General features: G+C 67.6%; 22 protein-coding genes. 7 read left to right on the forward strand and 15 right to left on the reverse strand.

Features of this window, described 5'->3' with window-relative positions; translation table 11 throughout:
• The first annotated feature begins 145 nt into the window (after window positions 1-145).
• The 3 genes from NTY77_11460 to NTY77_11470 all read left to right on the forward strand — a co-directional run bounded on the left by NTY77_11460 (window position 146) and on the right by NTY77_11470 (window position 4,535).
• A complete protein-coding gene (locus NTY77_11460; protein ID MCX5796103.1) occupies window positions 146-2,245 on the forward strand; it encodes a TonB-dependent receptor in 2,100 nt (699 codons plus the stop codon).
• Window positions 2,246-2,372: 127 nt separating this feature from the next.
• Window positions 2,373-3,170 (forward strand): 50S ribosomal protein L11 methyltransferase, encoded by a 798-nt coding sequence (locus NTY77_11465; protein MCX5796104.1) that lies wholly within the window; start codon window positions 2,373-2,375, stop codon window positions 3,168-3,170.
• 18 nt (window positions 3,171-3,188) lie between these two features.
• Window positions 3,189-4,535: a sulfatase gene (locus NTY77_11470; protein ID MCX5796105.1), complete on the forward strand. Its 1,347-nt coding sequence runs from the start codon at window positions 3,189-3,191 to the stop codon at window positions 4,533-4,535.
• 27 nt (window positions 4,536-4,562) lie between these two features.
• Here NTY77_11470 and NTY77_11475 read toward each other — a convergent pair whose 3' ends face one another.
• From NTY77_11475 to NTY77_11490, 4 genes are read right to left on the reverse strand one after another with little or no spacing between them, the layout of a single operon-like run.
• Entirely contained in the window at window positions 4,563-7,088 is a 2,526-nt protein-coding gene (locus tag NTY77_11475; GenBank protein ID MCX5796106.1) for a DegT/DnrJ/EryC1/StrS family aminotransferase, read from the reverse strand.
• 2 nt (window positions 7,089-7,090) lie between these two features.
• Window positions 7,091-7,870, reverse strand: a complete 780-nt coding sequence (locus NTY77_11480; protein MCX5796107.1) for an ABC transporter permease — start codon at window positions 7,868-7,870, stop codon at window positions 7,091-7,093.
• A gap of 42 nt (window positions 7,871-7,912) precedes the next feature.
• Window positions 7,913-8,797 carry a radical SAM protein gene (locus tag NTY77_11485; GenBank protein ID MCX5796108.1) on the reverse strand — a complete coding sequence of 295 codons (885 nt, stop codon included), beginning with the start codon at window positions 8,795-8,797 and terminating at the stop codon, window positions 7,913-7,915.
• Window positions 8,798-8,816: 19 nt separating this feature from the next.
• Window positions 8,817-9,497, reverse strand: a complete 681-nt coding sequence (locus tag NTY77_11490; GenBank protein ID MCX5796109.1) for an SDR family NAD(P)-dependent oxidoreductase — start codon at window positions 9,495-9,497, stop codon at window positions 8,817-8,819.
• Window positions 9,498-9,657: 160 nt separating this feature from the next.
• Here NTY77_11490 and NTY77_11495 point away from each other — a divergent pair, with 160 nt between their 5' ends.
• The gene (locus NTY77_11495) at window positions 9,658-10,533 is read left to right on the forward strand and encodes a radical SAM protein (GenBank protein ID MCX5796110.1); all 876 of its coding nucleotides are present in this window, start codon (window positions 9,658-9,660) and stop codon (window positions 10,531-10,533) included.
• Window positions 10,534-10,779: 246 nt separating this feature from the next.
• On the opposite strand, the gene NTY77_11500 is transcribed toward NTY77_11495, so the two are convergent.
• Genes NTY77_11500 through NTY77_11525 form a run of 6 tightly spaced genes read right to left on the reverse strand, consistent with a single transcriptional unit; the run spans window position 10,780 to window position 15,690 of the window.
• Window positions 10,780-11,724, reverse strand: a complete 945-nt coding sequence (locus tag NTY77_11500) for a hypothetical protein (GenBank protein MCX5796111.1) — start codon at window positions 11,722-11,724, stop codon at window positions 10,780-10,782.
• A complete protein-coding gene (locus NTY77_11505; GenBank protein ID MCX5796112.1) occupies window positions 11,721-12,713 on the reverse strand; it encodes a glycosyltransferase in 993 nt (330 codons plus the stop codon). The genes NTY77_11500 and NTY77_11505 overlap by 4 nt, the downstream gene beginning before the upstream one ends.
• Entirely contained in the window at window positions 12,704-13,723 is a 1,020-nt protein-coding gene (locus NTY77_11510) for a glycosyltransferase family 4 protein (GenBank protein ID MCX5796113.1), read from the reverse strand. The genes NTY77_11505 and NTY77_11510 overlap by 10 nt, the downstream gene beginning before the upstream one ends.
• Window positions 13,720-14,628 carry a glycosyltransferase family 9 protein gene (locus NTY77_11515; GenBank protein MCX5796114.1) on the reverse strand — a complete coding sequence of 303 codons (909 nt, stop codon included), beginning with the start codon at window positions 14,626-14,628 and terminating at the stop codon, window positions 13,720-13,722. The genes NTY77_11510 and NTY77_11515 overlap by 4 nt, the downstream gene beginning before the upstream one ends.
• Window positions 14,625-14,894: a PqqD family protein gene (locus NTY77_11520; GenBank protein ID MCX5796115.1), complete on the reverse strand. Its 270-nt coding sequence runs from the start codon at window positions 14,892-14,894 to the stop codon at window positions 14,625-14,627. The genes NTY77_11515 and NTY77_11520 overlap by 4 nt, the downstream gene beginning before the upstream one ends.
• Window positions 14,845-15,690, reverse strand: coding sequence for a glycosyltransferase family 2 protein (locus NTY77_11525; protein MCX5796116.1), 846 nt, complete (start codon window positions 15,688-15,690; stop codon window positions 14,845-14,847). The genes NTY77_11520 and NTY77_11525 overlap by 50 nt, the downstream gene beginning before the upstream one ends.
• 42 nt (window positions 15,691-15,732) lie before the next feature.
• Here NTY77_11525 and NTY77_11530 point away from each other — a divergent pair, with 42 nt between their 5' ends.
• The 3 genes from NTY77_11530 (at window position 15,733) to NTY77_11540 (ending at window position 19,032) form a co-directional block, all read left to right on the forward strand.
• The gene (locus tag NTY77_11530) at window positions 15,733-17,283 is read left to right on the forward strand and encodes a hypothetical protein (protein MCX5796117.1); all 1,551 of its coding nucleotides are present in this window, start codon (window positions 15,733-15,735) and stop codon (window positions 17,281-17,283) included.
• 94 nt (window positions 17,284-17,377) lie between these two features.
• Window positions 17,378-17,797, forward strand: coding sequence for an SPOR domain-containing protein (locus NTY77_11535; GenBank protein MCX5796118.1), 420 nt, complete (start codon window positions 17,378-17,380; stop codon window positions 17,795-17,797).
• 23 nt (window positions 17,798-17,820) lie between these two features.
• Entirely contained in the window at window positions 17,821-19,032 is a 1,212-nt protein-coding gene (locus NTY77_11540) for a hypothetical protein (protein ID MCX5796119.1), read from the forward strand.
• Here the strand turns inward: NTY77_11540 and NTY77_11545 are convergent.
• From NTY77_11545 to NTY77_11565, 5 genes are all read right to left on the reverse strand, one after another.
• Window positions 18,983-19,888 (reverse strand): radical SAM protein, encoded by a 906-nt coding sequence (locus NTY77_11545; protein MCX5796120.1) that lies wholly within the window; start codon window positions 19,886-19,888, stop codon window positions 18,983-18,985. The genes NTY77_11540 and NTY77_11545 overlap by 50 nt on opposite strands.
• Window positions 19,888-22,023 carry a radical SAM protein gene (locus NTY77_11550; protein ID MCX5796121.1) on the reverse strand — a complete coding sequence of 712 codons (2,136 nt, stop codon included), beginning with the start codon at window positions 22,021-22,023 and terminating at the stop codon, window positions 19,888-19,890. The genes NTY77_11545 and NTY77_11550 overlap by 1 nt, the downstream gene beginning before the upstream one ends.
• 22 nt (window positions 22,024-22,045) lie before the next feature.
• The gene (locus tag NTY77_11555) at window positions 22,046-22,294 is read right to left on the reverse strand and encodes a CopG family antitoxin (GenBank protein MCX5796122.1); all 249 of its coding nucleotides are present in this window, start codon (window positions 22,292-22,294) and stop codon (window positions 22,046-22,048) included.
• Complete coding sequence (locus NTY77_11560; protein MCX5796123.1) at window positions 22,263-22,613, reverse strand: BrnT family toxin; 351 nt, start codon at window positions 22,611-22,613, stop codon at window positions 22,263-22,265. Before NTY77_11560 ends, NTY77_11555 begins: the two co-directional genes overlap by 32 nt.
• Before the next feature lie 62 nt (window positions 22,614-22,675).
• Window positions 22,676-24,097 (reverse strand): radical SAM protein, encoded by a 1,422-nt coding sequence (locus NTY77_11565; protein MCX5796124.1) that lies wholly within the window; start codon window positions 24,095-24,097, stop codon window positions 22,676-22,678.
• Between the last annotated feature and the right edge of the window lie 8 nt (window positions 24,098-24,105).

Consider the following 24,105-nt stretch of genomic DNA (forward strand, 5'->3'; position numbering starts at 1 on the left):
TCCCTGGGTCTCATCGCCCCGATGTTGCCATAAATCGTATGCCTCCAACATGACAACCGTCATGTTGGCTGCGTTGCCGCCGTCATGGACAGAGACGGAGACAATCGCCGATAATCACCTACCCCAACACTCCGGAGGTCTTGAGATGACCATGCTGACTCATCGCGGCGCACGTCGGACGGCCCTCGTGATCTTGCTCTCCGGCCTCCCGGCAGCCGCGCGGGCCTTGGGGACGCAGGCCGCTCCGGAGCCCGAGCCGGTCGTGATCACGGCGTCCCGGTACGGCCAACTGAACCGGACTGTCCCCGGGGTCGTGACCGTCATCTCCTCGGCCGAGGTCAAGGCCGCTCCGGCGCATGCGCTCGACGACGTCCTGCGCAACGTCCCGGGAGTGCAGATGCGGACCATCAGCAGCAACATCGTCAACCCGTCGCTGCAGACCGTCTCCATCCTGGGTCTGGGCATGAGCCTGCTCGGGGGCGCGCGCTCTTTGGTCATGCTCGACGGGATGCCGCTGACCGACGGATTCGGGGGCTGGGTGCCGTGGAGCATGGTTCCGACCGACACCGTGGAGCGCGTCGAGGTCATGCTCGGCGCCAGCTCCAGCCTTTACGGCAACAACGCCATGGGCGGAGCCATCAGCATCATCACGCGGTCGCCCAAGGAGCGCGCCGCGGACTTGAACTTCTCCTACGGCTCGCGCAACACCTTCAAGACCAACGCCTACGTCAGCGACGTCGTCAGCTTGAGCGATTGGTTCGGGGCGACCCCGAAATTCGGCTTGAGCATCGATTACAACGACTTCCGGACCGACGGCTACCAATGGCTTCCGACCCAGAGCCGCGGCCAGGTGGACCATAATGCCTGGGCCCGCAACACCACCCTGCAGGTCAAGGCGGCCTCGCTCAAGGGCGACGCGACCGGCCCCTTCTGGTTCCTGCGCGGAGACGCCTTCTACGAGGCGCGCAACTTCGGCATCGACCACTGGTTCACCAAGCGCGACATCCTCGAAGTCGCGGGCGGCTTCCACCATCCTCTGGACGCGGGCGGCGAGGTCCGCGGCCAAGCCTTCTACGGGAAGCACCACGTGGACTCCAACAACGGGGCCACCAACACGGCCCGCACGCTCGACGTGACCACCTTGCGCAACGACCTGCCCTCTTACGACAGCGGCGGCAGCCTCCAGTGGTCTCACCCCTTCGAGGCGTTGTCCTCCTCGGTCACCCTTGGGATGGACGTGCGCAATGTCTCCGGCCAAGTCCATGAGTTCGATTATGACAACAGCGGCAACTACACCGTGGACCGCAGCACGCGCGCCACGCAGACCAACATTGGCTTCTTCGGCCAGTGGACCGCGAACCCCGTCCCGGACCTGATCGTGGCCCCGAGCGCGCGCGTGGACTATTGGCAGAATCACGACTTGCACCAGCTCGATTCGGCCGGGGAGGCGGCATTGCCAGCGAAGCAGTACGCCTTCCTCAGCCCGCGCTTGGCCCTGCGCTACCAGGCCCTGGAATCCCTGGCCCTGCGCGGCGCGGTCTACCGCGCCTTTGTCGCGCCAGACATCAACTCCCTCTATCGAGGGGCGAAAACCCCGGTTCCAGGCAAGTCCACGGTCACGACCCTGTTGCCGAACCCTAACCTCGCACCCGAGATCCTCGATATCGGCGGCGAGTTCGGCTCCGACCTGGCGCTCGGGGCCTTGAACTTGCGCACGACCCTGTTCTGGGTCAAGATGAAGGACGCGATCTCCTCGGTCATCGTAAACTCAAACAACGACACTCAGCCGCAGAACGTCGCCCAAGTCCGCAGCCGGGGCGTTGTGGTCGAGGCGCCCGTGCGCTTCAGCCGCCAGTGGTCCCTGTTGCCGACCTATACCTACACGGATGCCACGGTCATCAGCAACCCCCTAAGCCCCACTTCCGAGGGCCAGGCGCTCGCGGACATACCTCGCCACCAAGCCTCCTTCAAGATCAGCTTCGACGACCCGAAGATCGTGACCGCGCGCCTGGGCGGACGCTATCTTAGCAAGCGTTGGAGCGACGATACGCACAAATATAGTCCCCTGGATGAAGAATTCGTGCTCGATTTCTCGGCCTCCCGCTGGGTCACGAAGGACCTCGAGGTCTACTTCGACGGCGAGAACCTGCTCGACCGGCGCTACACGGCTGTGTACATCGGTTCGCAGCCGTATCTCGGCGAACCGCTGTATGCGGCGCTCGGCCTGCGGTACCACTACCGCTGACGCGGTGGACCAGGAAAGAGCCCATTGGATCTCAGATCATTCGGCCATGGACCAAAGCAGGCCCGGGCCGACAAATGCGCCTTGCCGGCTTTGGCAAATTATTCGTAATGTCATTGGCGGTGTCCTCATGCTGGATTTGACCTATCATCTGCAGGGCCTATGCATCCGGCTCAAGATCCCGGAAAAGCGGGTCTTCGTCCCGAACTTCGTCGGCCTCTTCAACGCCACCCAGATCCGCCTGCGCCGAGGAGATACCGTCGTGGACGTCGGCACGGGCGCGGGCCTGCACGCCATCCTCTGCGCCAAGCTGGGGGCTCGGCGGGTCTACGGGATCGACGTCAGCGCCGACGCGATCCGCACCGCCCGCCTCAACGCGCGGCTCAACGGCGTGGCCGGCCGCTGCCGGTTCCTGCGGGGCTCCTTCGCAGAGCGCCTGCCGCGGCTGAGCTGCCGGCCCGACCTCATCGTCTCGACCTTGCCCAGCACACCCGGCGCGAGCCGGCTCATGCGCGAGCCGGCCATGCGCCGGGCCCCGCTGGTCTCGCGGTTCCTCAGCGGCGGCCGGGACGGCGCCGAGCTGTCGGTCGCGCTCGTAGAGGCCGCGCGGCGGAGCCTGGCCCCGGGAGGCCGGCTGCATCTGCACCTGGTCGACTGGTCCAATCCCCGGCGCACTTTGGCGGAGTTGGCGAGCCAGGGCTTCCATGTGCTTCCGCTCGCCCAGGCCAGCATCCCGCCCTGGGGGCAGAGGTGCAACGCCTTGGACGCTCTCCGGGAGCGCGCCCAAGGCCGCCCTTGGACGGTGCGTTATGCCGATTTTCCCCGCCGTCCCGGCTGCGGCGTCCGCGTCGTGGAAGCGCGGCTCGGGCCCGGACCCGGGTCCCGGCTGAAGAGGCCGGCGGAAGCTGTCGTGGAGGTCGTCAAATAGGAGCCATATGATATGTCTATGACCATGTTCTCCCTCTGCTTCGCCTTGGCGCAGCATCTCTCGGCGGCCGCGGCCCCCGCGGCGCGGCCGGCCCAGCCGCTCAACGTCCTCATCATCGGCGCCGACACCCTGCGCGCCGACCACCTGAGCCTGCACGGCTACAAGTATCCGACCAGCCCCAACATCGACCGCCTCGCCGCCCGGGGCGTGGTCTTCGACCGGACTTTCTCTCAAGGCTCCTACACCCTGTCGAGCTTCGCGAGCCTCTTCACTTCGCGCTACGCCGAACAGCACCACGCCGTCAGCAAGTTCACCGCCATCAGCGATTCCGAGACCATGCTGGCCGAGGTCTTCCATAAGGCCGGCTATCGCACGGCCGGCTTCACCGGCGGCCCGAACCTGGCCCTGCAGTACGGCTTCGGCAAGGGCTTCGACACCTACCTCAGCGGCGACCTGCCTCGGCAGATGGACGCCTATATCCCGCTCGCCCTGAAATGGATCCAGAAGGACCGCGCCAAGCCCTTCTTCCTATTCCTGCAGCCCCAGGACGTGCATCCGCCCTTCGACGTGCTAGAGCTCCCGGAGTCCGAGCGGGACCGTTGGGACCCGGGCGACCATGAACAGACGGAGCGGTTCATGGGGACCTTCTACTTCTTCAAGGCCTTCAACGGCGACTCCTATTCCGGCAACAAGCCCGAGCCCTCGGACTGGCTGCGCAAGGAGATCGAGGCGGCGGCCAAGGATCCCCGGACCAGGCGGCACATGGCTTCCATCTACGACGACCGGGTCGCGCACCTCGACGCCAGCCTGGGGCGGTTCTTCGCGGAGCTCGAGCGCTTGGGGGTCATGGAGAACACCGTGGTGGTGCTCATGTCGGATCACGGCACGCTCTTCGGCGAGGGCGGCAAGTTCGCCCACGGCATAAACATGTCCACGCACGACGGGATCTTCCATGTGGTCCTGGCCGTCTGGGCGCCGGGGCTCGCACCGCGCCGCGTGAGCTCGCTGGTGGAGTTGGTGGACGTGGCCCCCACTTTGCTGGAACTGGCGGGGTTGCCCAAGCCCGGGCCTTTCGAGGGCCGCAGCCTCCTGCCCCTGATGCGCGGCCAAGAGGACGTCCCGGAGCGTCCGGTGTTCGGCGCGGCGACCGCCACCTGGAACGAGTCCGGCGCGATCAAGCATTACGTCCGGGACTCGCGCTGGAAGCTGGTCTCCGAGGAGCCGGGGGGCAAGACCTCACTCTACGACCTGGCGGCCGATGCGGAGGAGACCAAAGACGTCAGCGCGACCCATCCGGACGAGGCCAAGCGGCTCTCCGGCGTCCTGACCCGCCACCTACAGAGGCTCCTGGCCCGGCCTGATTAGGAACTTTAGGGAAGACCGGGGCCCGTCTCAGCGGCGCAAGCCCTGGGCGTGGACGAACCGGGCCAGGGCCGCGCAGACTTCCGCCCCATCCTGGTTGTCCACGGCGATGTTGAGCCCCCGGCTGAGCAGGAGGCCGGTGTTCGGCAAGTCGCTGATGACCCGGGCTTCCAGGCCGTAGACGCGCTTCATCTGCGCGTTGATCCGGATGTCGATGGGCAGCAGCCCCACGGACGCCGCCGCCAGGGCCGCCGCCAGCTCCGCGGCGGAGAACGGGGCGGTCTCCTTCACGATGGCGGTGAAGCTCTCCGCGTCGGCGCTGAACTGCGCGTGCAGTTCCGGGAGCGTCAAGAGGTCCGGATAGGAGGCGCAGAAGGCCCGCAACTCCGCGACGGCCGCCTTGCGCCGCTTGGCCGCGTCGCCTAGACCGCGGCTGGCCTCCAAAGCCAAAGAGAGCCCCAGCGCCGTCACCGGCGCGGGATGATGCAGGATGAAAGGGAGGTTGTCGGGCCTGGGGGCCTTCTGGGCGAAGATATCGCCCAGCTCCGGCCGGGCCAGAGCCAGGGCCCAGGTCTCCGGGGAGTCGGACGGTCCGCCCGTGGAGCCGCAGCCGACGTCTCCCCAGGTCCCGACCATCCGGGTTCCGCACCGGCAGCCCAGATAATGCGGCGCGCACTCTATGAGCAGCAGCTTATGCTCGTCGCAGAAGGCGCGCAGGCGCTCCAGGTCCGGGGTGCCGCCGGCCAGGCAGGTCGCCAGAACGGCCCGGCTCGCCGGGCCTAGGGCTTTTTTCAGCTGCGACAGGCCCAGGTTGTAGGTGGCCGGGTCCAGGTCCACGAAGACCGGGACCAGACCGAAGGCGGGCAGATAGCCTGCGATCGGCATGTTGGCCGCGGTCGTGATGACTTCGTCTCCCGGACGCAGCCGGGGGCCGGAGGCCGGGGCCGTCAGCTGGCAGAGAAGGAAAAGGAACGCGTCGTTGAACGACCCGCAGACGTCGAGCGGGCCGGTGTGGCGCAGGGCCGCGGGCCAGGCCCGGAGGACCTCCTCCTCGATCGGTTGGCGGCGCAGGCCCCGCAGCGTGGAGGCGACATCCGCCGGCTTGCCGGCCGCCGCCAAGGAGGGCGCCTCCGGCGCGGCCGCAGCGACCTCGGCCAGCGTCTGCTGCCAGTCGGCCCGGAGCCCTTCGATACGGTCCGCGAGCTGGCCCACGGCGTGGTCGAGCTTCTTGACGAAGTCGGTCGAGCGCTGCTCCCATTCCGAATCCAGCGAGGCCTTCTGTCTGCTCCCGTTCTGCAGCCAGGAGCTTTGGATGCCCTCGATCTCCCCGGTGAGGCGGGCGACCGCTTCGTCGAGCTTCTTGGCGAAGGCGGCCGAGCGCTCCTCCCAATGCGCGTCCAGGAAGACGGTCTGCCCTTGGGTCAGCTTCTCGGCCGCGGTCTTCAGCCCCGCGAGTCGGAGTTCTTCGAGCCGGTCCGCGAGCTGTCCCATGGCATGGTCGAATCTCTTGAGCAAGGCGGCTGAAGTGCCGGCCTTGAAAGCCTCCAGCCGGTCCGTGATCTCTCCGACGGCCTGGTCGAGCCGCTGCGACAGATCTGCGGACTGGTCCGCGCGGTCGCGCTTGAGTTCCGCCCGCACCCCGTCGCGGATCTCTTCGAGGAGAGCGTCCGGGTCAGCGACGGGCGGCAGGACCGGAGCGGGGGATGGGACCGGAGCGGGCGGCAGGACCGCGGCGGGCGCCAGGGCGGGCTCAGCCTGGGGCGGCTCGGCCCGGCGCATCAGCGGGCGCGGCTCCGGCGACGCCCCGCCGCATTCCTTGACGAAGAGTCGGATGGCCTCGGTCGTGTCGCCCAGGAAGGCGGTCCGGCCCGCGTTGAGGTAGAGGGTCCGCGGGCAAAGCCGGTCGATGAGCTGGAGGCTGTGCGAGACGATGAGCAAGGTCTTGCCTTGCTTCTGGAAATCCCGGAAAACGGAGAGGCATTTGTCTTGGAAGGCGCCGTCGCCCACCGCGAGCTTCTCATCGACCAGGATGATGTCGAGGTCGCCGTGGATGGCGACGGAAAAAGCGACGCGGGCGGCGAGCCCGGTGGAGAGCTCCCCGAACTTCGCGTAGAGATAGTCGTGCAGCTTGGAGAAGTCGAGCATGGCCGGCAGCCGCGCCGCGAAGACCTCCGGCGGCATCCCCAGGAGGGCCGCGCACAGGGACATGTTCTCGCGGACCGTCAGCTGGGATTGCAGGCCTTCGTCAAGCCCGAAGAACTGATCGGTCTTGCCCGAGACCTCAAGGCGGCCTTCGCTCGGAGCGAGTATGCGGGCCAGCAGGAGCAGCAAGGTGCTCTTCCCGGCGCCGTTGGGGCCGATGATGCCCAAAGTCTCGCCGCGGTTCACCTCGAGGTCGAGGTGGCGCAGCGCCCAGAGGACGCGGCGGGACCCCGCGCCCGTGAGCAGGCGGTGGGTCGTCTCCAGGGAGCTCTCTTTTTCCGCCTTGCTGCCGATGAGAAAGCTCTTGGCGAGCCCCTGGGCCCGGATGACGACGTCGGCGCTCGGCTCGGGCATCGTCAGGGCTCCATCATCCGGTCCACGATGTGATATTCGAACCGGCGTATCAGGTAGAACCCGACCGCGCACAGGAGCAGTCCGACCAGGAGCGGCGCCCCGAAGGCAGGCCAGAGCTGGATCTTCCCGTCTATGAGGCAGCCTCGGGCGGCGATGAGGATCTGGGTGATGGGGTTGTAGAGCAGGATCGTCCGTTTGCCCTCGCTGATGATGGAGAGTGGGTAGAAGACCGGGGTGACATAGAAGAGGGCCATGGTCAGCACTTCCCAGATCCTCTCCATGTCCCGGTATTCGGCCGCGATCAGGGGCAGGAAGAAGGAAATCCCGGTGACGAACAGGAGCTGAACCGCGATGACGAAGGGCAGGAACAGCCAGGTGACCCGCGGCGGCACACCCAAGGCGAGGATGAAGACCATGAGGAGGGCCAGCTCCACCACGAACGGGATCAGGGCGGAGCCAATCGTCGAGAACAGGATGATTTCGCGAGGGAATTTGTAGTTCTTGATGAGCGAGCGGCGCCGCGAGAAGCCGGTGAGCGCCATGGAGGTCGTCCGCTGGAAGAAGTTCCACAGGACCAGGCCGATGAGCAGGTAGGCCGCGTACTGGTCCACGAATTTGCCCATCCAGCGCACGAAAAGGACGTACAGGACGATGAACATGAGCAGGGGGGAGAGCAGGGTCCAGATGAAGCCCAGGACGGTGCCCTGCTCGCGCAGCTTGAATTCGACCCAGGTCAGCTCGCGCAACAGGCGCCAGAAGGCCGGCATGCTGGCTCGGTCCATGTCTGAAATACTATCACATTTGGGCGGCGGCGCCGCCCGGGATCACCAGCCGAAGCGCCAGCGGTCTTTCTCGGCGACATCGCCGAGGTGATGGTACTCCATGGGTGAAAAGCATCGCGCCGCCGGGCACGGCGAAGGGGCGGACAGCATCTGAAAATCCGGGTCCTTGATGTTCCCCATCGCCTTGGCGCCGGGCACGTCTTTTGCTCCGCTGCAGCGATGGATCCACCCGTCCGGATAGGCACGGAAGTACTTTTGCCCCGCGGCGCAGAGCTTGCCCAGCGGACGGAGGACTTCCACGCCGTACGCGAAGGCCCTCCGGGACTCCGCGGCATGGCTCGCATAGAGCCACGCCCTCTGCTCGTCGGTGAATCCTTCCGGGTAGGAGACCCCTTCGTATGTCCCCTGGTAGGGCGCGACCCAGAAAGGGATGCCTGAGGACTGCAGGAGATCGCAGGCGTGCCGCAGCTGATCGAAGATCGGAGGATAGGCGACCGCCGTGGTCGTGACATGGAATCCGCGGGCGCGCAGGGCCAGGTTCTTGTCCAGGAAATCTTCGATCTTGGCGAAGTGGGGATGGAAGCTGGAATGAAACCGCACTCTTTGGGGATCCAACCGCTCCACGATGCCGCTGACAGGGGCGGAGAGATTCGTGATGATCCGCAGCAAGTGCAGTCTGGATATCTTTTCAACCAGAGGGATGAACCCGGGATACAGGAAGGGCTCGCCTCCGGTGATCTCTATCTTGAACGAACCGCTGGACCCGTGGATCCTGGACCAGAATGCCAGCCAATCCTCGGAGGAACACCCGGCGTGGCGCGTATTGGTGTCTTCGGGAGCGCTTTCCCAGCATTTGATGAAGAAACAATACGGACAGCGGAAGTTGCAGGCGTGAATGATCTCCCAACTGCAGAATAGGGAAGACATGTCGGATGGGCTCAGGAGCTCACCAGTCGATCCGCAGGCGATTGCGGAACATTCCCCCGTTGGGACCGTCAGCGCCAAGGGTGGCGAGCCAGACGATCGTATCGGCGCCGTTCTCGGTGTCCAGGGGGGCGGACGGCCCGCCCATCCGGGTGCGGACCCACCCGGGGCAGACAGCGTTCACCTTCACGTCCCCGGAAACCTCCTGCGCAAGCTTGAGCGTGAAGGCATTGAGCGCGGCCTTGGAGATGCTGTACCATGCGTCTGGCCCGGGCAGCTGCTCCGCGAAAGCGCCGCACCCGGACGAGACATTGACGACGCGGCCGTAGCCGCTGCGCAGCATCCTCGGGACGAAGGCTCGGCATGTCCACGCGGCGCCGAGAAGATTCGTCTTGAGCGTCCCCTCGACAATGCCGGAAGGGCATGCGAGCAGCGAGTCGGACAAGGTCATCGCCGCATTGTTGATGAGGATGTCAACGGCCACGCCGTCTCGATCCAGCTTGGCCGCGCAGGCCTGCACCGAAGATTCCTGCGCGACGTCCAGTTCCGCAAAGATGGCCTGGGCTTGGCCGAGCCTGGTGACCGCCTCCAGCCCTGCGCGGGCGTCTCGGGCGGTCAACACCACCCGTATGCCCTGAAGGGCGAGCTGCCGACAGACCTCGAATCCGATCCCGCGGTTGGCGCCGGTGACTAATGCCGTCAGCGATCTGTTCAGACCCCCATCCTCCGCATGAAGATTCTAGATAAGATGGACGCGGGCCTGCGGCTCCGGCCCATGTTCGAAATACTATCACATTTTGACGTCGAGCCCGGTCGTACCGGCCAAGGCCGCGCCCGGCGAGGATGTTGTATGATACACGCCCATGAGCTCGTCCGGGCACATGCACTGGAACATCACGGACTGGTGCGATTACCACTGTTCCTATTGCTGCGAGGGACGCTCGGACCCGCCAGCCCAGCGGGGCGGAGCCAAGCGCTTCATCGACGAGGACATGCTGGCCGCGGGCCTGGCCTTCCTTTCCGGACTGCCGCGGCCCTGGACGGTGCGGCTGAGTTCCGGCGAGCCTTCCGCCCATCCGGACCTGCTCTCGCTCGTCCGCAGGATTTGCGCCTTGGGCCACAGTGTGGCCATGGAGACGAATCTGTCCTTCCCGCTGGAGCGCTATCTTGGTTTCCTGGGCGCCGCCGGCGGCCAGTTGGCATACCTGCACGCCAGCCTGCACTTGGATGAGGCCGACCCGGAGGCCTTCCTGGGGAAATGCCTGCGCTTGCGGGAGTCCCTGCTCGCGGAGGGGATCGAGGCCAGGCTCCAGGTCTCGACCGTGGCGCGTCCGGAACGCCTGGAACAGATCGAGCGGCTGGCCGCCCGTCTGCGGGAGCAGGGCCTCACTTTGATCCTGCAACCCTGCTACGACAGGCGCCGGCGCGCCTTCCTCCCGATGCCTCCGCCGGGCAGCCCGCTCGCGGCACTATGCAGCCGGGAAGGCACCGTGGAATTCAATCAGGAGGCGGGCGGCCCCCGGGGGCGCCTCTGCGCCGCCGGCCTGCGCTGGCTCCTGCTCGACTTCGCCGGCGACTTGTGGCGCTGCCAAGCCGCGCTCAGAAAGGAGAAGGCTTCCTTGCGGCCCGAGTCTCAGGGATTCCTAGGGAACGTGCGCCGGGGCGGGGTGAGGTTATTCAAGGAGCCGGGACCCTGTCCCTATGACTGCTGTCTATGCCCTGGCCGGGCCATAGAATAAAGAAGCCTCGGCCTGGTCCGCGTCCACGGCTCAGTAGCTGTGAGCGAGAGCGGTCTTGGAAAGCTCACCATGGCGGGTGAGCCGCGGCTTGGAGTACTTCTTCCTCTTGGCATTCTTGCCGGCAGAGAGGCGGGTCTTCTTTGCCATCTTAAGGGTTAGTTTAACATCCTCTGTCCCGCTGGTCAAGGGCCTTTGGGCCCGCCAAGAAGGCCGCCAAGGCGGCCACGTTCGCCTTGGGATCGTCGCCTAGAGAAAAGCGCAAGAGGCGGGCTTGGCGCAGGATGCCGATGGCGGTCCGCGCCCGCGAGAGCGCGATCCCCGCCAAAGTGCGGGCCCCGACCCGACGAGGTCCGCGCGCAGCATGTATTCCGACATCTGGGCGATGCCCGAGCCCACGACCAGGTGGACCGCCAGCGCGCCCGCGGCGCGCAGCCGGGAGGCGGGCTCTATGCGGGGAGCGGCTCCGGGCCGGCGCTCCCCGATGAGGATCCAGGCCACGGGCACTCCGCCGCGCACGCGCTCCCGGAAGAATCCCAGGTCCACCAGGCGCTTGATCCCGTAGCGCAGACGGCGCATGCTGCGCAGCCATTTCTCGGGCACGTCGCGGAGCTCGGTGGCGGGGGCGAAGCCCAGCCGCAGGGGGAAGGCCATCAGCCGGAGGTCGTCGGCGATCAGGGGGGTGTCGTCGGAGACCAGGCCCAGGTCGGTCGCGCGGAGCAGCTCCAGGGCGGTGGTGCTCTTGCCCGCCCCCGAAGGCAGCAGCAGAAGGCCGCCCCGCTCGCCGCAAGTGAAGCCCAGGGCATGGATTCGGTGCCAGCCTTTGAGGTCCAGCGCCTCCCCCGCGCGCGAGAGCACCGCCAGGAGGGCCAGCTCGTGCAGCCGTTCCGGATCCGGGCAGAGTATCCTGCCGTGCTTGGCCGCGTAGTCGTATTCGGCACGGGCCTCGTCGGCATAGACGATGAGGCGTATTCCGGAGCGGTCGAAGACCGCGTAGTCTTTGGTCCGGAAGAGAGGCCGGCCTTCGGGGGAACGCTCCGGCAGGCGCGGCTCCAGCTCGATATGGATGGCTCCCTCGGCCGGGAAGGGCAGGAAGAAGTACTCGAAGTCCCGGCGCAGGTCGTCCAGGACCTCGGCCGGGCCTCCGCTCAGGGTCACGGGCACGCCGTGGATGTCCAGGTTGAGCTCGGTCATGGCTTGGCGGGGGCGCCCGTGGACAGAAGCAGGCCGCGCAGCATGCCCAGGGCGTAGGAGAGATGGCCCAGCGGCATCAGCAGAAGGAACCAGGCGGCGGCAGCCGGACGACGCGTCCGCCAGAGCAGGCGCAGGGCCGCGGCGAGGCAGACCCCCGCGTATAGCGCCGGGGGAGCCCAGGATGCCAGCGTCCTCGGCCCCAGCGCCAGGAACACGAGGTAGGCCAGCCCGGCGGGCGGCAGCAAGGTCACCGGCTGCAAGGAGCCGGGGGCCATGCGGGTGATCTGCATGCGCCCGGCTCCGCTTTGGAAAGCCTGATGGCAGAACCCGGGTATGTCCCCGCGGCGGACATGATAGACATGGAGCTCCGGGCTGAACAGGCCGGGCCCGCGGCGCTGCTCCGCGTGGTAGAGCAGGAGGTTCTCCTCGGCGCTCACGCAGGATTCGGGGAAGGCCAGCCCGTCCTCGCTGAAGACCCGGCGCCGCACCCCGAGATTGCAGAGCATGAAGCCCCAGGACGACAGCAGACGGTCTTCACCCCCGGCAGCGTAGCGGACGCGCATGGGGCCCGCTCCCCAGGCCGAGCTGAGGACCGCGTCCGCGGCGAGCTGGAACGCGGTGGGCTCGGGCGCCCCCAGGTTCGGGCCGCCGGCGTAGCAGACCTCGGGATGCCGGGCGAATTTCTCCAGGACCCGCCCGCAGAATCCGGGCGGGACGACCACGTCGTCGTCGAGGAAGTACAGGATCTCGCCCCGGGCCCGCCCTACGGCCAGGTTGCGGGCCGCGCCCCGCGACGAGCGCGCGGCGTCCAGCACGGTCGCCAGCGGCCAGCGCGAGGCCAGCTCTTCGCGCAGGCCCGCGCCGGCTGGCCCGAGGCCGTTGAGGAGCACGACGACCTCGGCCTCGGAGCCTGGCGAGACGTCGAGGCTCTCCAGGCAGCGCCGCAGCAGCTCCGGCCGGTGGCTGATGATGATGAGGCTCAGCCGCATGGCCGCTCCTTGCCGTCCTTGTAGAGGCGGGCGTACTCGCGCGCGCGCTTCTGCCAGAGCGCGCCTTGCGCCATGCGGCGCCCGGCCGTGGCCAAGCGCAGGCGCAAGGCCGGGTCCGACCAGAGGTGCCGCAGGCCGCGCTCCAGGGCCGCGACGTCGCCGGGCGGCACGAGCCAGGCCTCCCGGCCGTGGCGCAGCTGCCGGGCGGCCATGCCGGTGCGCGTGGTCAGGACCGGCGCGCCCCCGGCCAAAGCCTCCAGCACCGCCATGCCGTAGGTCTCGCGGCGCGAGGCAGAGACGAAGACCCTGGCCTTGGCCAAGGCCGCGCGCAGGGGCGCGGCGGCTGCGGCCTTGGTGAAGCGCACGCGGCCGCGCAGGCCCAGGCGCAGGGCCAGGTCCTGGAAGCGGCCATTTTGGAAATCCTGCCCAAAGACGAGCAGGCGGGCTCGCGGCTCCTGGCGGAGCAACCCGCAGAAGGCCCAGAGCAGGAGGTCAATGCCCTTGTAGGGGGCCAGCCTGGCCGCGGCCACGATGCTGTCTCCATCGCGGCGTCCGGCCGCGCGGCAGAACCACTCCCGACCCACGCCGTTGCCCACCACGGCGACCTGGCCCGCGGCCCGGGGATAGCGCCGGCCCACCGCCCGGGCCAGGTCCGGGGTCAGGGCGGTGACCCGGCTGGCGCGGGCGAGGAGGGATGCGATGTGCCGGCGCTGGACTGCGTCCGGAGCCGGCAGGTCCGGGTGGTCGAGGTCCTGGAAGGTGACCACCAGCCTGGCCCGCCTGACCGCGGCGGAGTCCAGCCAGCGGCGCGCGGCCGCACCGAGATGCCCGGAGAAATGCAGGTGCACCAGGTCGGGGCGGAAGAGCGCGAGGTCTCCGAGTCGGGAGCGCCGCGGACAGAAGCAGCGCGCCTTCCAGCCGCTGCCGCGCAGGGCCTCGGCCAGCGAGGCGAGCACCCGGCGATAGGTCGGGTCCTGCAGGGAGGTGCCGGGCAGCAGGGCGAGTCTCATGACCGCTCGACGACCCCGATCCGGCCGCATTCGCGGCGCACCTGCTCGCAGACCTCGGGGACGGTGAGCGCGTCGCCTGGCGCGCGCGCGGAGCCCCGCCCATAGGCGTAGTCCTGCCAGAGCGGGCTGACCACCTTGGCGAGCCTCCCGTAGCCGTGGATCTCGGCGGGGCTGGTGCAGATGAAGAGCGCCACGGTCCGGATGCCGAGAGCCAGGGCCAGGTGCATGGTCAAGGTGTCCCCGCAGACCACCAGGTCGCAGGCCGCGATGTCCGCCAGGAACTCCTGCAGGCTGTCACGCTGCCGGAAGACCTCCACCCGCAGACCGTCCTTTTCAAGGCCGCGGGCCAGCTCGGGGAAGCCGCTCCAGCGCTTCATGGGCCAACGCTCGCTGGCCCGCCCATCGAGGCCGATCCGCAGGGGCCGGCCCGGCCCTGGGCGCCGGGCGGCGGGGCCGATCCAGTATTCCTCGCCCCCGAACTTCCGGTCCAGCATGGCGAAGACGAGATCCTGATAGGTGCGGTCGTTGGACCGCTTGCGGCTGTCGGCCTGGGCTTGGCCGAGGCGGGAGATCAGGCTCAGGTCGAACCAGGCCGCCGCGCTGTCCGTGTAGCGCAGGCCGCCGTCCGGACCCAGATAAGTCCCCACAAGCCGGCCGGCCTGGACCGACGAGGCCAGAGCGGCGGCCTCCCGGTCCTCATCCAGGCTCAGGACCAAGTCGAAGCGGGTCCCGCGCAGGGCGGCGGCCTGCGCCAAGGTCAGGACCGCGGCTAGAGGTTCGCGCGGAAGCAGCGGATGGGCGGCGTGGTCGGCGACCCAGGTGATTTCCCCCGGGAGCGCGCGCAAGAGCGGGGTGGTGCGGACCACGTCGCCCAGGGCGCCGAGCTTGATGACGAGTGTGTTCAAGAGGCCGGCGCCAGGAGTTTGTCGCGGAGCAGCTCTTTGAGCAGGGCGTCGGCGTAGCGGGCGACGTCGGGGGCCGCGGCGCCATACTCCTCCGCCACGAGGGAGGCCACCTTCTCGACGGGATGTCCCGCCGCCAGCAGCTCCCAGATGCGGGAGCCGGTGTCGTTGAGGGAATAGTAGACGCTGGAGTCGAGGTCCAGGACCACGACTTCTTCGTCAACGCGCCGCCAGGCGACGTGCCCGGCGGCCTTGTAGCTCTTGTTCATCGCGGCTCCTCCGCAGGTCCCAGCTCGCCGCGTCCGTGTCGTCGAGGGCGTGGAACACGAACTGGGACCATTTGCGCGCCAGGATCTCGCGGTTGATCCTCCGGTGATGGGAATAATCCACCCCGCGGTAGCCCATGGCGCCGTAATGGTGCACGAAGACGTCCTCGGCCAGCAGGAGCTTGTAGCCCGCCTGCCGGACGCGCAGGCAATAATCGTAGTCCTCGTAGCCGCCCGGGCCGAAGCGCTCGTCGAGGAGGCCCACGCGGTCGACCACCTCGCGCTTGACGAGCAGGCAGAACGCGATGAGCCGGTGGACCTCCCGGCTGCGGCCGGCGTGCGCCTGCGCCCAGGCCCAGGAGAACTTAGGCAGGTCCGCGGCGCCGCGATAGGAGGGGGCGCTGGCGCTTTGCAGGCCCGGAGCCGAGTTGGTCATGGGCGCCACCAGTCCAGCCTCGTTGTCGCGCTCGGCCCAGGCGATGAGGCGGCTGAGCCACTGCGGCCCGACCACGGCGTCGGCGTTGAGCAGCACGAGGTGGCGTCCGCGCGCCGCCCGGATGCCCTGGTTGTTGCCGGCCGCGAAGAACCGGTTCTGCGCGTTGCGGATCAAGCGGATGTTCGGGCGCCGGCAGAGGCGCTCCAGGCGGCGCACGGCTGGAGCCTGGGAGGCGTTGTCCACCACGATGATCTCGTGCGGGACGTCTGTGCGGGACCGGACGCTCTCCAGGCATTCCTCGAAATAGTCCACGTCGTCGTGGGTGAGGATGATGATGCTGGCGCGGGGAGCCGTCTTGGTCATTTCCTGTGGAGGGGACGAGTATTTATTATACTTTTGGCACGGATGGTCCTGCAAGGCTCTCTGCGACGGCTGGTCATCGCCACCAGGGGCTGGCCGCTGTTCGGGGCCGGCTACTGCGCCGCGTACGGCCTCGCGGTCCGTCTGGCGGCCTTGCTCCTGGCTCCTCTGGCCGCGCTCTATCTGCGCCGGGGTCTGAGCCGGCAGGGCCTGACGCCCGGGGTCAGCGACGTGGACCTGCTCGCGGTCCTGGACATCCCCCGGGATGGGGAGGCGGACCTTCTGCGCGGTCTTTGGCGCCGCTATCGCCTGGCCAAGAGCCTATTCCCGATGCTGGGAGAGCTGCAGGTCGCCACGAAGGATGAGCTGGCCGCGTACCTCTCCTGCGGAGGGATCCGCCGCCTAGAGGCGCCGGGCTGGCAGGTCCTCAGAGGCGGGGCTCCGCCCGCGCCCGCGCCGGCAGGGGTCGACTCGGCCCGGCTGCACCTGCACGAGGCCCTGGCCGCCTACATCTTCCTCTCCCAGACCTACTTCGAATCCGCGCGCGAGCCGCGGCTGCCGGATTTTGGGTTCCGCGTGGCCAAGGGGTTCCTGGACGTGCTGCGGCACGCTTCTGCGGCGCAGGACGGCCTGCCCACGGCCCTGGAGAGGCTCCGGGCGCGCAGCGAGCTGACCGGCTCCTTGCCGGGGGACCTGCGGCGCGGCCTGGAGCAGCCCGACCTCCTGGACCGTGACGCGGGGCTGAGGCTCTTGGGCCTGGCCCTGTCCCGCATCGACGGCCTCTGCGGCGGGCTGGCCTTGCCCGCTGCGTCCGCGCCCACGGGCCCGGCGCACAGCCCCCCGGCCAACGCCGGCTGCGACGGCTGGCCGGCGCTGCTTTCAGCGCTCGGCCCGGGGACGGGTTTGTTCATGGATACCTTGTTCCATTGGTACGTGGTGCTGTCCGGCGCGCCCGAGCCGGAGGCGCTGCGCAAAGTCGCCGGCCTGATGGACGGCTGGCATCTGCGCGACCCGCGGTTCCAGAGCGCCGGCTGGCTGGTCACCCGGAACGTCATGCAGGCCCTGCTTCTGGTCCCGCATCTGGACACGCCGTTCTTCGCCTGGGCCTTGGGCGGGCCGGACCGCGGTGACGGCTTGTGGGTCCGGGCGCTGAGCCGCCACCCTCTCTGGGCGGGCCATTATCGCCTGCGCTGGAAGCTGGGCGGCGGCCTGCGGCCGCCTGGCCCGGAGGAGCTGCGACGCAGCGCCCGGCAGGCCGCCTCAGAGCTGGCGCTAGCGTTGCGCATGTTCGGCCTGGGCTCCTGGGCCGGGGGCAACTCCTACCGGCTTTTCTTCCTTTATAGCCGCGTCCTGAGCCTGCGCCTCTTCCTGGAACGCGGCGTCATCGTTGACCCGCACGACATCGACGCCTTGCTCGATGCCTACGCGGAGCATTTCCCGGAGGCGCGCTCCTGGCTGGAGCGCCTGGCGGCCGAGGAGTTGCGCAGCCCGGCGGCCGAGCTGGACGCTCTGGACCCCGCCGAGCTATTCTATCGGCACCTGCCCTTCCTGCGTGCGCAGGCGGACGCGGCGCTGGCGCGGCTCTGGCCAGATTGAAGTCCAGTATCCTAAACAAGAAGCTGCTTGAGATTCATAGCGCTTGAAGGTAGAATACATCCACTTTTAATAATACTCTTTAGGAGAGTCAGGTATGGCAAGCCAAAATAAGAGTTTATGGGTGGTGTTGGCGTTGGTTGCAGTGGGTATGGTTATTCTCTTTCTAAGCTTTAAGGCGTCTTCGAAGAAGGTGGTGCAAGATGTGATGGCTCAAAAGGATACCGTGCCTTCTCCGGCGATTGTGACTAGTCCTGAAAACGGTAAGGAAGCAGGTTTCGCAGTCCAGGTGTATTCGTTTAAGGGTCAGAAGAGAGCCAATTTGGCTTTAGATAGTCTGAAAAGCAAAGGATTCGCAGAAACCTATATTGAGATCAGCAATCTAGGTGAGCGAGGAACCTGGTATCGGGTTCGCATTGGTGGGTTAAAGGATGAGGCATTAGCCAGGACGAAGCTAGAGACGATCCGCAAGGATTTCAACAGGGCCTGGCTCGTAAAACCGTCCAGGACTAAATAAAAACAATCCGATAATCCCCGGATATGTCTTCCGAAGACCCGCTTGTCGCGACTACAATCAGGAACCGGCTCATCGCTTTGGGCCTCGGCGCGGCTGCCGCGCTCCTTCTGGCGCTCGCCGCGGAATGGGCCTGCGGAATCCTTCTGCGGGCCAGGGGCCCCATCCAGTGGGGACCGCCTGCCGCCGCGGCCTCCGGCTCGGCAGCGGAGAGCCCCTACCACATCATCCTGCCTCCGCCTCCGTCCGTCATGCGCATGGACCAGGCGCGGGCCTGGTCCGTCGACGCGGGACAGATCGAGGACATCCGCATCCCGCCGGATATCGGGGAAAGGATCGGGCCCGGGCTGCTGTGGCTGCCGCACCGCTCCTTCCGGTTCATCCGGAAGACCCGGAGCGGCCGGGTCATCTGGGACCTGTCCTGCGGGATCGACGAGTTTAACCGCAGGGATACTCCCGGCGAGAGGAGCAAGGCGCGCACCGAGCGCTTCCTCCTATTGCTCGGAGACTCCTTCATCTTCGGCGAAGGCGTGGGCCAGGATGAGACGCTGGCCGCGGACCTGGGCCGGCAGTTGCCCTGGGCGCGGGTGTACAACTACGGCATCGGCGGCCTCTATCCCGGGGAGCTGCTGGAGCGCCTGCGCCTGGTCCAAGGCCCGCCCGAGATCCGGGAGCCCAAGGGGACGGCGCTCTATTTCTTCGCGGATTCGCACCTGCTGCGCAACATGGGCTCGCTGACCTCGGTGGGCGGCTGGGGCTACTCCAGGCCTTACTACCACGAGGACGCCAGCGGCAGGATCGCGGCCGAGCAGTACATCAAGGACGCGCGGCCCGTCTGGACTGTCCTGGCCAAGCTCTTCGTGCGGTCCAACGTCGCGCGCTTCTTCAACGTGGACTATCCCACGCGCCCGCGCGAGGGCGACCTGCGCTTCATGGCCAAGCTCGTCGAGCAGCTGCGTGCCGAGACCGTCCGGCTCGGCGCCGAGCGCTTCTACGTCGTCTTCTATCCGAACAACTCGTATCTGGGAGGGCTGCTGCTCCCCTATCTTGAGAAGGCCTCCATCCCGGTCCTGGACCTCTCCGGCTGGGACCTCCTGCAGCTCACCCGCGGCCCGGCCTTCATCCCCGGAGAAGGCCATCCCACCGCCGAGTCGCACCGCCTGGTGGCCGACGCTCTGGCGCGCTTGCTCAGCTCGCAGCGCCCCGGCCGAAGGCCCCCACCTCGTCGAGGAACCTGAACTCCGAGCAACTGCAGCTCTCGTAGGGGCAAGGCTGCGCCTGCGCGGGGAGCCGGAAGCGGGGGTCGAAGATGCTTCCCAAAGGCTTTTGCCCGAAGGCGTCCTGCCCGCAGCGGTACACCGTGCCGTCGGCCTTGACGTTCGCGTAGACCCGGCCCGCGTGGCAGAGCTTGCCCTTGGTGGAGCGGCGTTCCAGCCGGTAGCGGACCTCGTCGTCCTTGACCGAGGTGTCGTTCATCAGGGAGGCGATGCGGGCCTTCTCCTGGGGCGTGAAGGACTCCGGGTAGTCGCGGCCCTGCCAGCGGCCCTGGAAGACCATGGGCGTGAAGGGGATGCCGCGGCTCCTGAAGGCCTCGCTCCAGGCGCTCAGGCGCTCCAGGTAGGGCGGCCAGGTCACGACCAGAGCTCCTGGCTCGAATCCCCGGTCCTTGAGCCTGAGCAGCCGGGCCAGGAAATCGTCGAGGCTGGTGAAATCCGGGTGGAAGCTGGCGTTGAAATGCACCCGCTCAGGGGAGAGACGCCCCAGCAAGGCTTCGAGCCGGTCCAGGGGCAAAGCCAGGCTCGTGGTGGCCTGCACGAAGTGCAGTCCTGAAAGTCCTTCCAGGAGCTCGTCGCAGCGGGGATAGAGCAGAGGCTCGCCGCCCAGGATGTCGATGCGCACGTCCCCGTGAGCGGCCCGGATGCGCTCCCAGACCGCCAGCCACTCCGCGGGCGGCAGGATGCGGTGCTGCTTGGCCAGCTTTTCCCAGAGTCCCTCGAGCTCCCACCAGCAGTAGGGGCAGCGGTAGCTGCAGCCGTACCAGAGGTCCCAGGTGAAGGTGACCGCCCCTTCGGAGAGCCGCCAGGCGTTGGGCATCAGTCCTTCCGGGCCGCGGCGAAGACATGGTCCAGGCCGGCGACGACCTTGCGGCTGGAGAGCTCCTCGAAGCGGGTGAAGCCGGCGGACTCGAGCAGTTCGGGCAGGCATTTCTTCGTGGGCACCCAGACCGGCCGTATGATGGAAGGGGCGATGCGCTCCGGCCCCCAGAGCAAAGCGCTGCCCGGCGCGCGCTTGTCCACCAGAAGGCTCAGGAAGACCCGGTCCGCCACCGCCGCGGTCTTCTCCAGGAGCAAGGCCGGATGGGGCACGTGGTCCAGCATGTCCAGCAGGAAGGCCCAGTCGAAGCGCCGGCCCGCCAGGGCGGGTTCCTGCGCGGCCCAGTGGTCCATGACGAAGGCGTTGACGGTGCGGAAGGCGACGCCGGAGAGCCCCAGCGTCTGCTGGGCGAAATCGGCCCGGCGGATGGAGGGGGCGTCAGTGTCGATGCCGTAGACCAACGCCGCGCCCTGGGCCTTGGCCTGGAGGGCGTGCCAGCCGTCCGAGCAGCCCACGTCGAGCACGGTCTTGCCCTTGAGCTCCAGCGGGATGCGGGCCTGGCGCTTGGGCATGGTCTTCTGGGGCACGTCCCGGCCCGGGGAATCGTCGGGGTACACGTCGCGCGTGCCCAGGCCGCGCAGCTCGATCTGGTGGTGCCAAGGCCCCAGCATACGGATCTGGCGGGCCAGCTGGCGGCCGGGGGCGGCGCGGCCGGGCTCGGCTTCGAGGCACTCGGCGACCAGGCGGCGCAGGGCGGCCGGGTTCTTCAGGGTGCGGCGGTTGACGGCCAGGCGCGGGCCGCCCATGGAGAGCACCCTCTCGCAGAGCTCCTGGAAGCGGCGCACGCGCTCGACATAGGTGTTGCCGCCGTCGGGGGTCTGCCACTTCTCGTGCTGGGACGAGGCCAGGCTTGCGGCCAGCGGAGTGCCGGGCTGGAGCAGGGTCGTCGGCGAGGTCAGGCGCACCTCCGCGATGTCCTGCCGGCTGCGCTCCAAAAAGCCGATGGTCTCGCGCAGGTCCGCGCGGGTCTCCGCGGGCAGGCCGACCATCACGTTGAGGGAGACGGGGATGCCGTGACTACGGCAGCTCCGCAGCACGCGCGCGGCCAGCGCGTTGCTGAAGAAGCCCTTGCGCACGGAGCGGCGCACGCGCTCGGAGCCGCTCTCCAGGCCGGTGCCGAAGCTGTTGCAGCGGGCCCGGGACAGCTTGGCGATGAGCGCGTCGGTCATCTCCGGCCGGATGATGAAGTCCCCGCCCCAGGCCACGGGCGGCTCCGGATAGGCGGCCAGGAGACGGTCGCAGAAGGCCTCCAGGGCGGCCATGTCGCCGTTGAGCAGGCGGTCGTAGTGGCGGAAATGGACCAGGCCGGGGTGGCGCTCGTGTTGGTGCCGGTACTCGGCCAGCCAGCGTTCGGCGCTCATGGAGCGGTACTTGCGGACCGTCACCCAGTCCTGGCAGAAAGAGCAGCGCTTGGGACAGCCGCGGGACACGCTGAGGCGCGCGGTGGTTCGGTCCGAGTAGCGCTTGAAGTCGTAGTCCGAGTAGTCGAGGAAGGGCAGCTCGTCGAGGTCCTCCATGAAGGGGCCCTGGGTTGCGTCTACGACGCGGTCCTCCAGGGGAAAGCGCCGGGCCAGGGCCGCGGGCAAGGCGAGCTCGTCTTCTCCCAGGATTAGGCAGTCGAAGGGCATGACCTTCTGGCCGTAGGCGTCGCTGGCGTCCTGCTCGGCCCGCCAGCGCCGCGCCGCGTCCGGGTCAGGGCTGCTCAGGCCCGAGGCGACGAGGGGCAGGCCGGGAGCCTGGGCTTGGAGCAGGCGGGCCATGGCCGCGGCGGCGGCGTAGACGTTGCCGGCCTTGAAGACCACGGCGTCGGGCTTGCCGGCGAGTATGCCCGCCGCGTGGCGGCGCAGGCGCTGCTCCTCCAGCAGGGGGATGGCCGCGGCGGGGTCGGCGGAATGGTCGGTGAGGCGGAACTTCCAGAAGGGCCGCTGCTTGAAGGTCTCGTGGAAGAGCTCGTTGTTGACGTCGCGGACCGTGACCTCATGGCCTGCCCGCCTGAGCACGGCCGCGCACAGGGCCAGCTCCATGGGCGGGGTGTCGCGCGGCTGCGGCGGCATCTGGACGAGAGTGATTTTCATGGCCTAAAGCGGAAGCGGATGTCTAGCGCGCATCTGCAACGCGCGACTGATGGATTCCCTCGAGGATGAACATGCGCATCAGGATCTGATAAGGTACTCCACGCCATTGGGCCAAGGCCTTTAGTTCCTTGATCGTCTCTTCTTCTAGCGCGACGCTCGTGGGCAATTTCCTTTTCTTCTTAAGACGGCGAGCCGCGGCGAGAATCTTTTTTTCCTCGTACTGGGATGGGGCCTTATATTCACTGAGAGACTTCGCGTAGATATGCTTCATAGAGTTCTTTCTCCTTCTTGTGGGCGGGCCGCGCGCTTATGGGTCGGATCTCCCCGTCACGCAGGGTGAAGACCACGTGCAGTATTCTGCCCAGGTAGGTAGGCCCCACGATGCCAAGTCTTTGCTCTGGGACCTCGGGGCTTACCTGGATGCCCAATGGCGCTGCCTGGCCTGAGAGGAAGACCTCTTCGGTTTCGATGGTAGTAACCGCGTGCTTGCTGACGCTCTTGGTTCTATTGCCCTCATCCCAATCGAAGCGGAAGCCGGCGGTTTCCTGCAGCCAGAGGACCAGCCACTCGACAAACCTGAATTTGGCCATCTCTTAGTATAGTGTACTACACTATCTCATTGTTCGCCAGGGCCAGCTCTGATCCCTCGGCATCATATCCACTCGATATGGTCGCGCCAATGGTCCACCAAGGCCCCGGACAGGCAGAAGTCCGTGCACTTGCCCCGCTGGGTGCGCGCCAGGATGCGCTTGCGGAACTCCTGCATGGCCGGGCTGTTCCAGCCCTCCATGAGGGACTGCTTCTCGCAGTGGCCGATGTCCATGTGCCGGCCGTCCCGGATGCAGTGCCAGTTGGGCACCAGGCCGCCGCCCTCGCGGATGATCAGCAGCTTCCAGGGAGAGAGGCAGTGGAAAGGCGGGATGGGAGCCTCGGCCTTGGGCGCCGTCGCGGGCTGGGGCTCGGCTCGGGAGCCGTCCAGCATCCCGGCGGGCGGGAAAGGCAGGTTGTCGCCGAAGCGCAGCTTATAACGCGCCGCCTTCTCCGCGGCCAAAGCGCGCTGGCGCTGAAGCTCGGCCCAGGTCTCCGGGGTCCCCCGCTCGAAGATGTCCTCCTCCACTGGATTGGCGCCGATCACGATGTGGCTCAGGTCAAGGATGTCGAAGCGGTGCTCGTGGGCGAAATCAACCATCGCGGCCACCTGGCGGTAGTTCGAGCGCATCACCAGCATGTGCAGCTCCAGGCGCACGTAGGGCTGGTTCTGGCGCACGCGCTCCTCGTTGAAGCAGGAGATGCCTTGGAGGAGCTTCTCCCAAGAGCCCCCGCAGCGGATCTTCTCGAACATCTCCTTATCAGCCCCGTCGATGGAGATGCGCACGTGTACCCGGTTGCGCACCAGGAGCTCAGCCCACTTCCGGTCTATGAGCAAACCGTTGGTGATGATGTTCTGGGAGAGGTGCGGGTTCCGGCCCCCGCTCTCGATGAGCTCGGGCAAACCGGCGACGATCAAAGGCTCGCCGCCCTGCCACTGCAGGTCCGAGAGGTAAGGGGTCATGGCCTTGACCTCGGAGATGGTCTTGGCCGAGACGGACCAGGGCTTGTCGTCCGGCATCACGCACATGGAGCAGCGGATGTTGCACTGGTTGGTCAGGCGCACGGTGAGCCGGTTGGGGTGGGACTTGAGCTCGGTGCGGCCCTCCGTGATCTCCCGCTCGTTGAGCATCTGATTGCGCAGATAGGGGTCCTGGGAGGAAGCAAAGCGCGCTTCCAGCTCAGCCTGCTTGGCCAGGGCCTCGTCCATGCGGCCCAGGCGGCGGTAAAGATGGACCAGAAGCACGCGGGCCCGGAACTCCTTTTCTTCGGAGAGCGCCCCGGTCTCCACGCAGCGATGCAGGCGAGCCGCGGTCCCGGCGAAGTCCCCGGCTTCGTAGAGGGTCCTGGCCCAGGCCTCGTGCAGGCGCGCCGCGTCCATGGGCTTGGCCTGGGGCGGCAGCTGGGACTCCGCTTCGGCGAAGCGTCCCTCCAGGGCCAGCTGGCGGACCCCGTCGGCTTCTATGGCGCGCAAAAGCTGCTGCATGGCTGTTC

It is taken from the genome of Elusimicrobiota bacterium, from assembly GCA_026388095.1.
Lineage (GTDB): Bacteria > Elusimicrobiota > Elusimicrobia > UBA1565 > UBA9628 > UBA9628.

Bases quoted from the DNA above. Each gene is read 5' to 3' on its own strand.
- NTY77_11465 (MCX5796104.1), top strand. From the start codon at position 2,373: ATGCTGGATTTGACCTATCATCTGCAGGGCCTATGCATCCGGCTCAAG.
- NTY77_11525 (MCX5796116.1), bottom strand. From the start codon at position 15,690: ATGACCAAGACGGCTCCCCGCGCCAGCATCATCATCCTCACCCACGAC.
- NTY77_11480 (MCX5796107.1), bottom strand. From the start codon at position 7,870: ATGGACCGAGCCAGCATGCCGGCCTTCTGGCGCCTGTTGCGCGAGCTG.
- NTY77_11530 (MCX5796117.1), top strand. From the start codon at position 15,733: ATGGTCCTGCAAGGCTCTCTGCGACGGCTGGTCATCGCCACCAGGGGC.
- NTY77_11550 (MCX5796121.1), bottom strand. From the start codon at position 22,023: ATGAAAATCACTCTCGTCCAGATGCCGCCGCAGCCGCGCGACACCCCG.
- NTY77_11560 (MCX5796123.1), bottom strand. From the start codon at position 22,613: ATGGCCAAATTCAGGTTTGTCGAGTGGCTGGTCCTCTGGCTGCAGGAA.
- NTY77_11540 (MCX5796119.1), top strand. From the start codon at position 17,821: ATGTCTTCCGAAGACCCGCTTGTCGCGACTACAATCAGGAACCGGCTC.
- NTY77_11535 (MCX5796118.1), top strand. From the start codon at position 17,378: ATGGCAAGCCAAAATAAGAGTTTATGGGTGGTGTTGGCGTTGGTTGCA.
- NTY77_11460 (MCX5796103.1), top strand. From the start codon at position 146: ATGACCATGCTGACTCATCGCGGCGCACGTCGGACGGCCCTCGTGATC.
- NTY77_11500 (MCX5796111.1), bottom strand. From the start codon at position 11,724: ATGACCGAGCTCAACCTGGACATCCACGGCGTGCCCGTGACCCTGAGC.
- NTY77_11565 (MCX5796124.1), bottom strand. From the start codon at position 24,097: ATGCAGCAGCTTTTGCGCGCCATAGAAGCCGACGGGGTCCGCCAGCTG.
- NTY77_11495 (MCX5796110.1), top strand. From the start codon at position 9,658: ATGAGCTCGTCCGGGCACATGCACTGGAACATCACGGACTGGTGCGAT.
- NTY77_11505 (MCX5796112.1), bottom strand. From the start codon at position 12,713: ATGCGGCTGAGCCTCATCATCATCAGCCACCGGCCGGAGCTGCTGCGG.
- NTY77_11555 (MCX5796122.1), bottom strand. From the start codon at position 22,294: ATGAAGCATATCTACGCGAAGTCTCTCAGTGAATATAAGGCCCCATCC.
- NTY77_11510 (MCX5796113.1), bottom strand. From the start codon at position 13,723: ATGAGACTCGCCCTGCTGCCCGGCACCTCCCTGCAGGACCCGACCTAT.
- NTY77_11520 (MCX5796115.1), bottom strand. From the start codon at position 14,894: ATGAACAAGAGCTACAAGGCCGCCGGGCACGTCGCCTGGCGGCGCGTT.
- NTY77_11485 (MCX5796108.1), bottom strand. From the start codon at position 8,797: ATGTCTTCCCTATTCTGCAGTTGGGAGATCATTCACGCCTGCAACTTC.
- NTY77_11470 (MCX5796105.1), top strand. From the start codon at position 3,189: ATGACCATGTTCTCCCTCTGCTTCGCCTTGGCGCAGCATCTCTCGGCG.
- NTY77_11475 (MCX5796106.1), bottom strand. From the start codon at position 7,088: ATGCCCGAGCCGAGCGCCGACGTCGTCATCCGGGCCCAGGGGCTCGCC.
- NTY77_11545 (MCX5796120.1), bottom strand. From the start codon at position 19,888: ATGCCCAACGCCTGGCGGCTCTCCGAAGGGGCGGTCACCTTCACCTGG.